13 protein-coding genes are annotated in these 14,673 nt (G+C 65.6%); 3 read left to right on the top strand and 10 right to left on the bottom strand.

What is annotated here, in order from left to right:
• Window positions 1–209: 209 nt before the first annotated feature.
• From AAF604_03340 to AAF604_03300, 9 genes are all read right to left on the bottom strand, one after another.
• Window positions 210–1,010: a trypsin-like serine protease gene (locus AAF604_03340; GenBank protein ID MEM7048661.1), complete on the bottom strand. Its 801-nt coding sequence runs from the start codon at window positions 1,008–1,010 to the stop codon at window positions 210–212.
• Window positions 1,011–1,032: 22 nt separating this feature from the next.
• Window positions 1,033–1,308, bottom strand: a complete 276-nt coding sequence (locus AAF604_03335; GenBank protein MEM7048660.1) for a hypothetical protein — start codon at window positions 1,306–1,308, stop codon at window positions 1,033–1,035.
• A gap of 461 nt (window positions 1,309–1,769) precedes the next feature.
• Window positions 1,770–2,132: an SUF system Fe-S cluster assembly protein gene (locus tag AAF604_03330; protein MEM7048659.1), complete on the bottom strand. Its 363-nt coding sequence runs from the start codon at window positions 2,130–2,132 to the stop codon at window positions 1,770–1,772.
• Complete coding sequence (sufU, locus tag AAF604_03325; GenBank protein MEM7048658.1) at window positions 2,129–2,569, bottom strand: Fe-S cluster assembly sulfur transfer protein SufU; 441 nt, start codon at window positions 2,567–2,569, stop codon at window positions 2,129–2,131. The genes AAF604_03330 and sufU overlap by 4 nt, the downstream gene beginning before the upstream one ends.
• Window positions 2,566–3,825 carry a SufS family cysteine desulfurase gene (locus AAF604_03320; GenBank protein ID MEM7048657.1) on the bottom strand — a complete coding sequence of 420 codons (1,260 nt, stop codon included), beginning with the start codon at window positions 3,823–3,825 and terminating at the stop codon, window positions 2,566–2,568. Before AAF604_03320 ends, sufU begins: the two co-directional genes overlap by 4 nt.
• 14 nt (window positions 3,826–3,839) lie before the next feature.
• Complete coding sequence (gene sufD, locus AAF604_03315) at window positions 3,840–5,195, bottom strand: Fe-S cluster assembly protein SufD (protein MEM7048656.1); 1,356 nt, start codon at window positions 5,193–5,195, stop codon at window positions 3,840–3,842.
• A 4-nt stretch (window positions 5,196–5,199) separates the two neighbouring features.
• Window positions 5,200–5,961 (bottom strand): Fe-S cluster assembly ATPase SufC, encoded by a 762-nt coding sequence (sufC, locus tag AAF604_03310; GenBank protein ID MEM7048655.1) that lies wholly within the window; start codon window positions 5,959–5,961, stop codon window positions 5,200–5,202.
• A 50-nt stretch (window positions 5,962–6,011) separates the two neighbouring features.
• On the bottom strand, window positions 6,012–7,472 hold the full coding sequence (sufB, locus tag AAF604_03305; GenBank protein ID MEM7048654.1) for a Fe-S cluster assembly protein SufB: 1,461 nt from the start codon (window positions 7,470–7,472) through the stop codon (window positions 6,012–6,014).
• Between the two features lie 95 nt (window positions 7,473–7,567).
• The gene (locus AAF604_03300) at window positions 7,568–8,050 is read right to left on the bottom strand and encodes an SUF system Fe-S cluster assembly regulator (protein MEM7048653.1); all 483 of its coding nucleotides are present in this window, start codon (window positions 8,048–8,050) and stop codon (window positions 7,568–7,570) included.
• 784 nt (window positions 8,051–8,834) lie between these two features.
• Between AAF604_03300 and AAF604_03295 the strand changes: the two genes are divergently transcribed.
• Both AAF604_03295 and AAF604_03290 read left to right on the top strand, forming a co-directional pair.
• Entirely contained in the window at window positions 8,835–8,972 is a 138-nt protein-coding gene (locus AAF604_03295) for a hypothetical protein (GenBank protein ID MEM7048652.1), read from the top strand.
• A 237-nt stretch (window positions 8,973–9,209) separates the two neighbouring features.
• On the top strand, window positions 9,210–10,499 hold the full coding sequence (locus tag AAF604_03290; GenBank protein ID MEM7048651.1) for a tetratricopeptide repeat protein: 1,290 nt from the start codon (window positions 9,210–9,212) through the stop codon (window positions 10,497–10,499).
• 117 nt (window positions 10,500–10,616) lie between these two features.
• On the opposite strand, the gene AAF604_03285 is transcribed toward AAF604_03290, so the two are convergent.
• Window positions 10,617–11,609, bottom strand: a complete 993-nt coding sequence (locus AAF604_03285; GenBank protein ID MEM7048650.1) for a lysylphosphatidylglycerol synthase transmembrane domain-containing protein — start codon at window positions 11,607–11,609, stop codon at window positions 10,617–10,619.
• A 212-nt stretch (window positions 11,610–11,821) separates the two neighbouring features.
• Here AAF604_03285 and AAF604_03280 point away from each other — a divergent pair, with 212 nt between their 5' ends.
• Window positions 11,822–14,497, top strand: coding sequence for an EAL domain-containing protein (locus AAF604_03280; protein ID MEM7048649.1), 2,676 nt, complete (start codon window positions 11,822–11,824; stop codon window positions 14,495–14,497).
• Window positions 14,498–14,673 lie beyond the last annotated feature (176 nt).

Below are 14,673 nucleotides of genomic sequence, written 5' to 3'. Positions count from 1 at the left end.
GAGGTGGATCTTACTCCCAAGCCTGGGTTGCTCCCCAAGTTCGCAAGGCGCGGTTTAGGGGGCTGTGGGGCCGAGAGGGTGCCGCAGGCGGACTGGCTGTCCGTCGAGGACGGGAAATCGCGTCCGGACACCGGAGATACAGCGGTTATCAGTTGGTTGACACCTGTTGAGGGCCGGCTCGCGACATCGGGCGAGAACGGACAGGTTCCTTACGGAGTCTCCTGGACTGGAGGAGCTGCCCCTTGGGCGCCTGGAGACCTCATCGTGTCGTCTAGCCACTTGAGGTACGAGGAGACCCGCGTGTAGTACTCGGTGACTCCGTAGAGACCTTCTCGCCCTTGGGTGGCGCGAGTACTCTGACCCGAACCGACTCCGACGACATAGAGGTCACCCCGATGCTCGACAAAGGCTGGTCCACCGCTATCTCCAGGTCCGCTGATTCCCTCGAGATCTGTCGCCCTGGGGCCGTCTCGGAAGACGAACTTGAGCCAGAAATCGCTGGCCTCGTCGATGCGATTGGTGGCGGCTCGCATTCGACCGTCGTTGCCCACTGGTCCCGTCCGTCCGTCGCCCTTGTCGCCATCGCCCACGACCGTGATGAGCTGACCTATCTCGTCGCGCTTTCTGTAGAGAAGTGCCGGGTGGCTTTCGGGAACCTCGGATTCGAGCCGAACCAGGGCGATGTCGTGGGGTCCGTCGTTCCAGGACGGATGGATGAAGATGGCCGCGATCTCGAAATCGCGACCTGCCACCTTGACGATGTGCCCGGGCTCGAGGAGGGTGGCGATGTGGGCTGCGGTGACGACCCATTGGGGGGCGACGAGAGTGCCCACGCCATCTGGAATCTCTCCCGGGGCCTGCATGCGAACGACCTGAGAGTAAGTTTTGGCGAGCTCGAGATACCGCGCGTCCTCTCGATCGTGGCGAATGATGATGGCCGAGACGACATCTGGAGCCGCGAGGCTCGAGACGAAAAGAGCCAAGGCAACCCGCGGAAACAGTGCTTTCATGGTTTTCTCCGTCCGTTCGAACTCAACTCAGGTCAGGTATCTCGCCAATAGGCGATGAAAAAGGGCGAACCCCTTGCTCGCGGGGCGGAGAAGTGTGACCTCGGCGGCAGAGGGTGCCCGCCTGGATGCTTTCGACGATGACTTCGTCTTCGCGTTCGACCCGATCGAGGGCGGTTCCGGCTCCGCGGTCGAGGCGAGAGGGATCGCGCACGTAGCTTAGGAACGAGACCCGGAGACGAAGAGGGCCCAGAGGCCGCACGACCTTGACGGTGGTACCCCAGGGGTATCCGTTGAGCATGGTGTTCGGGAAGAGCTAAAAGCCATAGGCGCGCGATGCGCTGTCAGGCGTGCGGGGATTCTGGTGGTAGATCGAAGTCTCTTCTCCGGCGCCGGCCGTGCCGACTTGTACGTTGCACCGGGGAAAAAGTTCGGTTCTGGAGACCTCGAAGTCGAGGGCGCCGGAGAGGTCCGGGGGGACGTAGGGGATGTGGAGACCTTCGAATGGCGGTGGAGCTGATCCTGACGAACCTCGGGTGAGCACCAGAGGCTCGTCGAGGAGGCCTTCGCCGAGGAAGACTGGGAGGGCCTGGCCGGGAGCTCGGAGGCGATCGCTGCCGCCTGGAAATGCCACGCCCGAGTGAAGAGGCGCTCGCGGAGCCGGTCCGAGACTGTGGGGTCCGAGTAGACAGCGCCGGGAAGTGTCGCGGTGCGTCGAAGGTCCTCGTCGATCTCGAAGTCCGCCAGGCGTCGAATAGCTGCCTAGAACATGCCGAGCTGCAGGCGGGCGGCTTCGGACATCATGCTGGGATTCCACACCGGATCCCAGACCACTTCGACCTCGGCGTCGGCGACGTCCTCGATCGAGAGGATCTTGTCGCGCACCTCGCCGGGCAGGCTGCCGGCAACGGGACAAGCCGGAGAGGTGAGGGTCATCTTGACGTCGACCTTGTTGCCATCGCCGATGGCGATGTCGTAGATCAGTCCGAGCTCGTAGATGTTGACCGGAATCTCGGGGTCGAAGATGGTCTTGACGGCGGCGACGACTTGTTCTTCGAGGCCTTCGCTGGCGGCTTCGGCAGCCGGCTCGGTCTCGGACGCTTGGGGCTTTTGCTCTTCGGTCATGGCACGGGTTCCTTGGTCGAGGCGAGGGCCGATTGCAGGGTGTGCCAGGCGAGGGTGGCGCATTTGACTCGCATGGGGAACTCCCGCACTCCCTCGAGGGCGACGAGCTTGCCGAGGGCATCGGGGTCGGCCGGGGCGTCGCCGATCATGAGCTGGTGAAAATCCGTGAACAGGGCCTGCACCTCGGCGAGGGCTCGGCCCTGGATGGCTTCCGTCATCAGCGAGGCGGAGGCGGTCGAGATGGCGCAGCCAATGCCTTCGAAGGCGACCTTCTCGACGACGCCGTCGGCGACTCGCAGAGAGACGTCCACCTCGTCACCGCACAGTGGGTTGTGGCCGTGGGCCTGGGCGGTGGCGTCCTCCAGCGAACCGAAGTTCCGGGGACGTCGGTTGTGGTCGAGGATGACCTCTTGGTAAAGCTCGCGCAGGTCGCTCATCGGCCGAAGATCTCGTGCACCGCCTGCAGGCCTTCGACCAGGGCGTCGACCTCATTGCGGTGGTTGTAGAGGGCGAAGGAAGCCCGCGTGGTGGCGGCGACGCCGAAGCGCGCCATCAGCGGTTGGGCGCAATGGTGTCCGGCTCGTACCGCAATACCGCGGCTCGCCAAGATGGTGCCGACGTCGTGGGCATGGACTCCATCCATAGTCCAGGAGAGTACCGCGGTCCTGGGCTCACCGCCGCCCAGGATGGTGAGCCCGGGGATTTCGGCGAGGCGCTCGCTGGCATAGTGCAGGAGGTCGTCTTCGTGCGCTCGCAGGGCGCTGGCGTCGAAGCTCTGCAGGTAGTCGATGGCGGCGCCGAGACCGACGGCACCGGCGATGTCCGGGGTTCCAGCCTCGAAGCGCGCCGGGGGAGCGGCGAAGGTGGTGCGGTCGGCCGAGACGGCGGCGATCATGCCACCGCCGGTCTGGTAGGGCGCCATCTCCTTCAGGTGCTGATGACGGCCGTAGAGAACTCCGGTGCCGGTGGGGCCGAAGAGCTTGTGGCTGGAGAAGACATAGAAGTCGCAGTCGAGGGCGGCGACGTCGACGGCGAAGTGGGGCACGGCCTGGGCGCCGTCGATCAGCACCGGGACGCCGTGCCGCTGGGCCAGGGCCACGATCTCGGCGATTGGCACGATGGTGCCGAGGGCGTTCGAGACGTGGGTCACGGCCAGCAGGCGGGGCTGCCGCTGGAGCAGGGCGGTGAGCTCGTCGAGTTGCAGGTGGCCGTCATCGGCCACCGGGGCGACTCGCAAGGTGGCGCCGGCGCGCTCGCAGGCGACCTGCCAGGGCACCCAGTTGGAGTGGTGCTCGAGCTCCGTCACCACCACCTCGTCGCCGGCGGCGAGACGAGGCGCGAGGAAGCTCTGGGCCACCAGGTTGATGGCTTCGGTGGCGCCGCGCAGGAAAACGATCTCTTCCCGTCGGTCAGCGCCGAGGAAGCGCTGCACTGTGTCGCGGGCGCCTTCGTAGGCGGCGTCGGCGCGCGCCGCCAGGTCGTAAACGCCGCGATGGATGTTGGCGTAGCTGCCGGAGTAGAAGTCCTGGATTGCCGCCAGCACCTGCCGCGATTTCTGAGCGCTCGCGGCGCTGTCCAAGAACACCGTCGGTGAGTCGCCGCCCGGGCGGGCCGGAGCTTCGAGGAACGGAAAGTCCCGACGGACCTGGTCGATGTCGAAGGTCGCGGCCTGGCCGGCGGGCGGCGTGGTCACTCCGGCGGCGCCGCTCATACGGCCTGTCGCACCACCTCGCCGCGCGGCAGGCGGGTGAACAGGAATTCCTCGAGGTCGCGCCGCACCGGCTCGACCTTGATCCGGCTGACGATGTCGCTGGCGAAGGCGTAGGTCAGCAGGCTGTTGGCCGCCTCCTCGCCGATCCCCCGCGAGCGCAGGTAGAAGACCGCCTCCTCGTCGAGCTGGCCGACCGTCGAGCCGTGAGTGCAGCGCACGTCGTCGGCGAAGATCTCGAGCTGCGGTTGGGAATTGGCGATCGCCCCCTCGGAGAGCAGCAGATTGCGGTTCGACTGCTTGGCGTCGGTCTTCTGAGCGTCTTGGTGGACGTAGATCAGGCCGTTGAAAACGGCCCGCGAACGCCCGTCGAGAATGCCCTTGTAGAGCTCGTAGCTATTGCAGTTGGGCTTGGCGTGGTCCATCCGCATGTGGTTGTCGACCAGCTGCGTGCCCTTCGCCAGATAGAGACCGTTCAGGGTGCACTCGATGCCCTCGTCGTCGAGCACGGCGTTGACGTCGTTGCGGGTGATGGCGCCGCCCGTCGACACCGAGTGGGAGAAGAAGTTGCTCGCCCGCTGCTGGTAGATCTGCAGGGTGGCGAGATGGAAGGCTTCGTGGCTCTCGTGCTGCACCTTGTAGTGGTCGATCACCGCGTGGGGCGCCGCCACCACTTCCGTGGCGGAGCACGAGAAGTAGCGTCCGGGGCCGAGGCCGGCATAGGTTTCGACCACCGTCATCTGGCTGTTCTCGCCACCCACCAGCAGGTTGCGCGGATAGGAGACGGTGGCCTCCGGGTCCGCCGTGTCGGTGGACACGTAGAGCAGGTGGACGGGCTTCTCGAGCACCGCGTGGGCGGGCAGCGAAACGAAGGCGCCGTCGCCGAAGAAGGCGGTGTTCATGGCCACGAAGGGGTGACCCTCGTGGTTGGCGTGGGCTCCGAGATGGGGCAGCACCTGCTCCGGCATCTCCGCGATGGCCTGCGCCAGGCTGCCGACGTAGGCGCCTTCCGGAAGGGCCTCGAGCTGTGACAGGCCGGGAGCCCAGAAGCCGTCGACGAAGACCAGGCGAATGGCGTCGTCGAAGACGAAGGGGGCCAGTGCGTCGGCGGCCACGGCGGCGTGATCGCCGGCGGTGGCGGCGGTCGAGCGGCGGAAGACGCCGTCGCGGATGGGAGCGATGTCGGTGAAGCGCCAGCCCTCGGTGCGCAAGGTCGGAAAGCCGTCCTGCTCGAAGCGCTCGAGGGCGCTCTGGCGCAGCGTGAACAGGCTATCGGGTTCGCGCAGAGTCTCTCGGTAGGCTTCGAAGTCGACCCGGTAGGGAGCCACCGGCTCCTGCAGCATGGTGGTGGTCATGATGCTAGGTGCCCACCATGGCGCGCTCGCGCTCGAAGGCCGAGTAACCCCGCTCTTCCAGCTCCAGAGCGAGCTCTTTGCCACCGCTGCGCACGATCCGACCGTTCACCATCACGTGCACGATATCCGGCACGATGTAGTCGAGCAGGCGCTGATAGTGGGTGATGACGAGGAAGGCGCGGTCGTTGCCGCGCATCGCGTTGACGCCGTCGGCAACGATCCGCAAGGCGTCGATGTCGAGCCCGGAATCGGTTTCGTCGAGCACTGCCAGGGAGGGCTCGAGAACCGACATGTGGAAGATCTCGTTGCGCTTTTTCTCGCCCCCGGAGAAGCCCTCGTTGACCGGCCGGTTGAGGAGTGACTCGTCCATTTCGACGAGCTTCATCTTCTCGCGCACCAGTTTGAGGAAGTCAACGGCGTCGATCTCGTCTTCACCGCGATGCTTGCGGATGGCGTTGAGGGCTGCCTTCAGGAAGTAGGTGTTGCTGACACCAGGAATTTCCACCGGGTACTGAAAGGCCAGGAAGAGTCCTTCTCGGGCACGCTCTTCGGGGTCGAGGTCGAGGAGGTCTTGGCCATTGAACAGCACGTCACCGTCGGTGACTTCGTAGTCCTCGCGGCCAGCGAGGACCTGTGCCAGGGTGCTCTTGCCGGAGCCGTTGGGCCCCATGATGGCATGCACCTCGCCGGGCCCGAGGGTGAGGTCGATGCCCTGCAGAATCGCCTTGTCGTCGACGCCGGCGTGAAGATTCTTGATGTCGAGGATGGTCATGGTGTGCTTCTCTCCCAACTGATGAGACAAAGGACTCGCGGCGGTCAGCCGACGCTGCCCTCGAGATTGATTTCGAGCAGTTTGCGGGCTTCGACGGCGAACTCCATGGGGAGCTCCTGGAAGACGTCTTTGCAGAAGCCGTTGACGATCATCGACACGGCGTCTTCGGTGTCGATGCCGCGGGAGTTGCAGTAGAAGATCTGATCCTCGCCGATCTTCGAGGTACTGGCCTCGTGCTCCATGCGGGCTGTCGGGTTCTGGACGTCGATGTAGGGGAAGGTGTGGGCGCCGCAACGATCACCGATCAGCATCGAGTCGCACTGCGAGAAGTTGTGGGCGTTCTCGGCCCCCTTGAGGATGCGAACCGCACCGCGATAGGTGTTTTGACCCTCGCCGGCGGAAATCCCCTTGGCGACGATGGTGCTCTTGGTGTTCTTGCCGAGGTGGATCATCTTGGTGCCGGTGTCGGCCTGCTGGCGTCCCTTCGATAGGGCGACCGAGTAGAACTCACCGACGGAGTCGTCGCCCTGCAGGATGACGCTGGGGTACTTCCAGGTGACCGCCGAGCCGGTTTCGACCTGGGTCCAGGAGATCTTCGAGCCGCGACCGACGCACTTGCCGCGTTTGGTGACGAAGTTGTAGATGCCGCCCTTGCCGGTCTTGAGGTCGCCGGGGTACCAGTTCTGCACCGTCGAGTACTTGATCTGGGCGTCCCCCAGGGCGACCAGCTCGACCACCGCCGCGTGCAGCTGATTCTCGTCCCGCATCGGCGCGGTGCAGCCCTCGAGATAGCTGACGTAGGAGCCCTCGTCGGCGATGATCAGGGTGCGCTCGAACTGCCCCGTATTCATGGCGTTGATGCGGAAGTAGGTCGACAGCTCCATCGGGCAGCGGACGCCCTTGGGCACGTAGACGAAGGAGCCGTCCGAGTAGACCGCCGAGTTGAGGGTGGCGAAGTAGTTGTCGGTGTAGGGCACCACCGAGCCGAGATATCGCCGAACCAGCTCCGGATGGTCCTTGACCGCCTCCGAAAAGGAGCAGAAGACGATGCCGAGATCCTTGAGCTTGTCCTTGAAGGTGGTGGCCACGGAGACGCTGTCGAACACCGCATCGACGGCGACGCCGGCGAGCATCTCCTGCTCCTTGAGCGGGATGCCGAGCTTCTCGTAGGTGGCGAGGAGCTCCGGGTCCACCTCATCGAGGCTCTTCGGGCCGTCGCTCTTGCTCTTGGGGGCGGCGTAGTAGGAAATCGCCTGGTAGTCGACCGGCTCGTAACGCACGTTGGCCCAGGTGGGCTCTTTCAGGGTCTGCCAGTGGCGGAAGGCGCGCAGTCGCCACTTGGTGAGCCACTCGGGCTCTTCCTTTTTGGCGGAGATCCAGCGCACGGTGCCCTCATCGAGGCCCGGCGGCACCGTTTCCTGTTCGATGTCGGTGACGAAGCCGAATTCGTAGTCACGGTTGGCGTACTCTTCGAGCAGAGCCGTGGAGTCGTCGGGTGTGGTCATCTTCTTCCTTACCTTCCGTGGTCTTCAATTCCCGGCGCGGGCGATCCCGTCGGTGGGAGGCCCGTCGCCGAGGACCGTAGAACAGGTCCGTGGGCTCAGGGGGTGGCGGGTCTTTGGAACTCGCCGGGATTCAGGCTTACCAGCTTTTCGGTGGCTCCCGACGGGTCGGTGGCCAGAGGGCGAGCCATTTCCGCCAACGTGATCTGGTCGAGGGCCGAGCGGATGGCGGCGTTGATCACCTGCCAGTTGCTGCGCATCGGGCAGGTCGCCTCCTGCGAGCAGACGCCCGGACTGTCATCGATGCATTCGGTGATCGCGATCGGACCCTCGAGCGTCGCTATCACCTCCGAAATGCGGATCTCCGAGGCCGGTCGCGCCAAGCAATAGCCGCCATGGACTCCGCGATGGGAGGTCAGGACACCCTCTCGGGCCAGCAGCTTGAGAATTTTGCTGACCATGGGGAGCGGCAGCCCGGTCTCCTCGGAAAGCACCGCTGCATTGAAGCGACGGCCCGGTTCCGTGGCGAGGTGGGAGGCGAGGACGATGCCGTAGTCGGTCTGCTTGGTGATGCGAATCATCAGTATCGGGTCGGGCGCCAGAAAAAACCGCGATGGCGGTTCTTGCGGGAGGTCCGAGTTGTCATTGGGAGCGAGCCGGGCTCGCTATATCGGTGCCGCCTCGGGCCCCGCGCTTCAGGGGGCCTCGCGCTTGCCTTGGCTGCTCCTACCGAGCGCTGTGGCAACCACGATAACGTACCGAATGGGTACGAATTCCGATTTTAGGCGTCTCGCGAGAAGCTGTCAAGAAGAGGCCCGAGATCCCGCCGGTCTGCCGCCGGTCGGCAGGAAGATATCTTCGAAGACATAAACATATACGTCTTAGTATCCCTGGTTTAGCGGCGTACTTCTGCTCCCCTGAATTCCGGGAAGGGGTAGGCGCGAATGCCTTGAGAAGGGTCAAAGTACCTGCAAGAGAGAAACGATGAGTCTCTTGGTGTTTTCACTTTTTTACCGCATGTTTGAGGCCTTCAGGTGAACGTCTTGGCGTATCTCGGTAAATGTTGCAATCTTGTCCCCCTCCGGCTAGTTTGCATTCACCTTGGGGGTGTGAGGCGGACTGCGGCGGTCGCTCGGAGCGCTGCAAGGTGCCGCCGGAAAGGGGAACACTATGTTGTTTCACCGCAATCGGAAGCGCACCCTCGGGGTTGTGACGAGCGCTGTGGTATTGCTCGTTGCGACCATGGTGTTGCCAGCATGGGCTGCTACGCCGGCAGAGGCGGAGCAAGTCCGTGCCGAGGCCCGATCGTCCGGGTGGTTGGGATGGTGGGAGTGGCTGACGGCTCTGTTCGATGAGCCGACCGCCATGACCGCGGCAGATTCCGATCCTCGTGAGGATGATCCGGACGAAGATGGAGGAGATGGTCAGAACGACCCCAGCGGTTCCGGGGGCGGTCTCGATCCGGCTCCGACCCTCGATCCGGGTGGAGGGCGTCGCTGGTAGCAAGGCCCGCGGTTGATTACGACGGGATGGTGCTCGACGCGGGATTTTTCGTGCTGGGGCTGTGTATGTGGGGTTCTCTTGTTGGGTGATTCGATTGTCGCGAGCGGAGCGGCTGGCCAGGTGGAGGCCGTCTCCGAAAAGCAAGCTTGCGAGGGGAGGGTTTTAGTGAGTCAGCACCCCGATCCATCCGATATCGTCGCTTTTGTGAGATCTGTAGGCGAGGGTTGGCGCGAGCGCGTGCTCGCGCACCTCCCCGACTGCCCGGGCTGCTGCGAGGTGGCGGCCCAGGCCCTCAAGGAGCTGCAGGCCGCCGAAGACGGCCTCAAGATCCTGCGCTTCGGTCTGCCGAAGGCCAAGCGCCGTCCGCCCGAGGAGCCGGTCGCTCGGGACCGCACTTGGTGGACGCCGCCGCGGGCCACCGGTCGTGAGCTGGCGGAAGGTGAAGAGCTCCTCGAGGAACTGCTCGGCGCGGCCGAGCTCAAGCGCACCTTCCTGGTGCGCAACGACGAGCGCTTCCACTCGCCGGCCCTCGCCGAGCTGATTCTCGAAGAGGCTCGCGAGACCAGCTTCGAGGACGCTTTCGTCGGCAGTCGCTTGGTGGCCCTCGGTCTGCTCGTCCTGGATCACCTCGATCCGCACTATTTCGGTCAGCGGTCGCTCGACGATCTGCGCGGCCGCGGCCACGCCTACCGCGGCAATATTCTGCGCCTGTGTCGCGACTATGATGCCGCTGAGGAGGCTTTCGCCCGCTCGGCAGAGCTCCTGGTGGGCAGTCGCAACGAGCTCGAAGACACGGCTCGCCTTCACTTCCTGGCCCTGCTGCGCAAGTCTCAAGGTCGTTTCGACGAGGCGGCAAGGGACCTTCACGAGGTCTGCCAGCGCTACGAGTCCCTCGGCGAAGACTGCCGGGCGGCGCGCGCCTACTCGGCCCTCGGGGACATTCTTTTTCGTCAGGGCCGACCTGAAGAGGCGGTCCAGCCGCTCGCCGAAGCGCTGGTGCGAATCGATCCCGAGGAGGATCCCCGGACGCTTCTCTATGTGCGCCACAACCTGGTCGTCTGTCTGGCCGAGCTGGGGCGCTACCGCGAGGCGGAGGAGCTCTTCGAGCGCTGCCAGAACGACTACGCTCGTTTCCCCGACGCCACCACCATGGTGCATGCGGACTGGGTGAAGGGCATGCTGGCGGCGGGCCTCGGGCGGGAAGACGAGGCGGAGGAGCTGTTCCAGTCGGTGCGCGACCGGTTTCTCGAGCGCGATCTGCCCTACGATGCGGCGATCGCCTCCCTCGATCTGGCCATGCTCTACAGCCGCCAGGGCCGCACCGCCGAGCTCAAGACCTTGGCCCGCACCATGACGACGGTGATCGCGGCCTACGGCAACGTGCGCGAGACCACCACCGCCTTGATGTTCTTCACCACCGCCGTCGAGCAGGAGAAGGCCTCGGTGCAGGTGATCGAGCGGGTGGCGCGCTTTCTGCGCCAGGCCCACGTCGACCCCAACCTGCGCTTCCGCGATTCGTCGACCTAGCAGGCTGCTGAAAGAGTCCGCTCCGCGGATTTTCCAGCGCTGCTAGCTGATTGTTTCAGGGGCGCCGAGCCTTTCCGGGCTCGGTCGCAGGTTGCCGATGAGTTGTTCAGCAACCCGCTAGGCCAACCGGCGCTCGAGCCAGGCGAGGCTGGCGCCGCCGAGGCAGAACACCACCAGATAGTGAAGGCCGCGGTAGAGGAGCGCCGCGGCGGCGGCGTCGTTGGCGTCGACGCCGAGGGCGACGTAGGTGCCGATGATCGCCGCTTCGGTGGTTCCGACCCCACCCGGAGTCCCGAGCAGGGCGCCGGCGGCGGTTCCCAGGGCAACCGCCGCGAACGCCGTGAAATAGGACGGTGCCGGACCGACGGCGACGAAGAACAGCCACTGCGCGGCGGCGTTGGTGGCGGCGTAGAGCAGGCCGAGCAGCAGCGCCGCTACGACCAGACGTCGCTGGTCGGCCAACGCCCGGACGGTGGTGACGGTCTCTCGCCCCTTGTCGATCCAGCGCCGCCAGCGATCCTGGCGCCGAGACGTCCAGTCCGCCAGGCGGTCGCCGAGACGGGGGGCGGCGAGGCCCAGGCCGAGGGCCATCAGGAGGGCGAGGAGGGCCAACCCGAAGGCCAGCTTCGGGCGGCCGGTGCCGTAGACGGTGCCGATGACGGCGAGGGTGGTCAGCGAGATGACCGCGCCCTGGTGGGCGAGCTGATCGAAAAGCACCGTGCCGTAGGCGCGAGCCGTCGAGAGGTCCGCTCGCTGGCCGAGATAGCGCGCTCGCAGTAGCCCGCCGAGAAGCTTGGCGGCAGGGGTCAGGTGGTTGACCGCGGCGGCTCCGAGGATCATCGGGAAGAGCGGTGCGAAGGGAGCGTCGACGCCGGCGGCCCGTACGCCGAGGTGCCAGCGCCAAGTCCAGATCAGGAACCGAGCAATCAGAAAGAGGGTGGCGGCGGCGACCGGCAGGCCCCGGGCGCCGGCGAGGCGTTGCCGCAGCTCGGACCAGTCGAGCTCGGCGGCAACGCTGACGGCCAGCACGACGGCGAGCACGATGGCGGCCCAGCGGACGATGCGCCGCAGCCGGCGGCGAACCTTGGGATGCTCGAGGGGGGATGCCATGGCAGGGGGTCGAGGATAGCCCAGGGGGCGGCGGACGTCTGTATAATGAAACCCTTTCGCAGGACGTCAATTAGTGGGCCAACGTAGGCGAGGTGATTCGGAAAGACCACGATTTGATCTCAGATCTGACACCTTCTGCACGACAGCATCCGTGGCTGCAGAGCCTGGTAGAAGGGAGTCCGGCGCCTTGCTTCGTCGGTCGAGATCGTCTCTTGTTGGTCAACGGTGCCCTGTGTGAGGCCGTCGGTCGGCGGCCATCCGACCTCTTGGGTCAGCCCGTCGAGTCCCTCTTCGCCGCCGCCAGCCGGGATCCGGTGCGGGTCTGGCTCGATGCTCCGGACTCGACCCGCGTTCCCATCGAGCTGAATCTCGCCTCACAACCGGAACGCCTCGTCGAGCTCACCGCCTCGATCTTCGAGACCGGTGAGGGTGGTCTTCTGGTCGGGCTATTGTCGGATGTCGATCACCGCGAGCGCCTGGCGGGCAGCGAGGGGTGGTTCAGGACCCTCGCCGAAACCACCGTGGCGGCGATCATCGTCTACGACATGGAGCGCATCCTGTACGCCAACCGGGCGGCCGAGGCGCTCACCGGCTACGGTTCCGAGGAGCTGCTCGAGATGTCGGCGACGGATCTGGCGGAGGACGACTTCGCCGCCCTGGCGCGCGAAAGGCTGGCGCCCCGGGTGCGCGGCGAGCTGCCGCCGAGTCATCTCGAGTTCAAGCTCAAGACCAAACAGGGCCGCGCCGTCTGGGTGGACCTGACGGTTTCGGGAGTGCGTTTCCGCGGCGCCGGAGCGGCCCTCGCCTCGGCCATCGACATCACCGAGCGCAAGGAGGTCGAGGAGCGCATCCAGGAGAGTCGGCAGCGGCTCGATTTCGCTCAGCGGGCGGCACGCTACATCGCCTGGGAGTGGCGGACCCGCGGTGGCGAGCTGCTGGTCGAGGGCGACGTCGAGCGCATCTTCGGCTTCTCTCGGCAGCAGATCGGTCGCACCATGCGTCAGTTCCTGCGCCGGGTCCATCGCCAGGACCGGCGACTGCTGTTGCGCCAAGTCGGTCTCTGCTTGCGCCACGGCGTCGACCTCGAGGTCGAGCTGCGCTTCGGCGAGCCCGAGATCTGGCTCGACATTCGGGCGCGGGTGGTGCTCGACAGCTTCGATCGCGTCGAGCGCTTCATGGGGTTCGCCCGCAACATCACCCAGTCGAAGCTCTACCAAGAAGCGCTCTTCTATGAGAAGGAACGGGCTCAGGTGACCCTGGCGTCGATCGGCGATGGAGTGATCCGGACGGATGCCCGCGGCCGGGTGGATTTCCTCAATCCGGTGGCTTGCCGGCTGACCGGCTGGAGCCTCGGGGAAGCCGTCGGGCGCTCCCTCGAGGAAGTCTTCCCGCTCGTCGACGAGAGCACCGGCAAGGCGTTGCCCAGCCCGGTGGGGGCCTGTCTGCGGACCGATCAACAGCTCGAGCTGCCGGGTTTTTCGCTGCTGCTCGATCGCCAGGGGGTGGAGACCTCACTCCAGGGGTCGGTGTCGCCGGTGCGCGATCGCGACCGCCGGGCGCGCGGCGCCGTGGTGGTTTTTCGCGATGTCAGCGAGCTGCGCGGCATCAAGCGCCGCATGTCCTACCTGGCGAGTCACGATGGCCTGACCGGGCTGATCCATCGCGGCGAGTTCGAGGCTCACCTCGAGCGCGCCCTGGCGAGCGCGCGACTGGGCAGCGAGCATGCTCTGTGTCATCTCGACGTCGACGCCTTCAAGGTGGTCAACGACACCGCCGGCTCGGAAGCCGGTGACGAGCTCCTCAAGCTGATCGCCCGCCTGCTGGTGGCGACGGCTCCTTCGGGCACCGTCATCGGCCGCTTGGGCAGCGACGAGTTCGGCGTGCTGTTCCTGAATCTGTCGCCGGAGGAGGGGCGGCGGCGGAGCGAAGACCTCTGCCGAGCGGTCGCCGACTTCCGCTTCGCCTGGCGCGACTCGGTTTTCGACCTCACCGTCAGCATCGGCTTGCTGACCCTGACGCGGGATGGTGGCGACGTGGCCCAGGTGCTGTCCTCCGTCGATGCCGCCCGCCACGCCGCCAAAGAAGCCGGTGGCAATCGGGTGCGCGAGTACCAGCCGGATGATCGCCTGGTGGCCGCCCGCACCGGCGAGATGCAGTGGATTCGGCGCATCCACAAGGCCTTCGAGGAAGACCGTTTTCGGCTCTACCGGCAGCGCATCGAGCCCCTCGGCGAGGGCGTCTCGCCGCTCTACGAGATCTTCATCCGCATGCAGACCGAAGAGCAGGGGCTGGCCTCGCCGGCGGCCTTCATTCCGGCGGCGGAGCGCTACCGCATGGTGCGCTCGATCGACTGCTGGGTGGTGAGCAAGGCCCTCGAGAGCCTCGAGCGACGCTTCGAGGAGGGCGCCTATCCGGAGGACTCCCGCTTCTGCATCAATCTCTCCGGCCAGTCCTTGAGCGAGGAGAGCTTTTTGCCCTTCGTGGTCGCCGAGCTCGAGCGCTGCGGCCTCGATCTGTCGCGGCTCTGCTTCGAGATCACCGAGACGGCGGCGGTCACCCATCTCGCCCAGGCGCAGCATTTCATCTCGGTGGTGCAGGGCCTCGGTTGCCGCTTCGTTCTCGACGACTTCGGCAGCGGCCTGTCGTCCTTCGCCTATCTCAAGAATCTGCCTGTCGACTACCTCAAGGTCGCCGGCGAGTTCGTGCGCGACATGACCGACCAGCGGGTCGAGCGGGCGCTGGTCTCGGCGATCGGTCAGCTCGGCAAAGAGATGGGGTTGCGCACCATCGCCGAATGGGTGGAGGACGAGCAGGCCCTCGAGGCGGTGCGCGAGATGGGCATGGACTACGCCCAGGGCTTCCTGCTCGACAAGCCTAGCCCCCTCTAGCAGGCTGCTGAAGAAGTCGCTTGGCGACTTCTTCAGCGCCTGCTAGCGGTCTGTTTCAGGGGGGCTAAAAGGCGCCCCCCTCGAGCGAACGCACATGTCGTTCGCCTATTGACAACTTTGAGCAGAAGAAGCAATGCTGGTAGGGGCAGGACACCAAGAACAAAGTATCGATTGCG

Source organism: Acidobacteriota bacterium (assembly GCA_039028635.1).
Taxonomy (GTDB): Bacteria; Acidobacteriota; Thermoanaerobaculia; order Multivoradales; family JBCCEF01; genus JBCCEF01.
The sequence above is the reverse complement of the archived record's forward strand: the minus strand, read 5'-3'. Positions and strand labels throughout refer to the sequence as shown.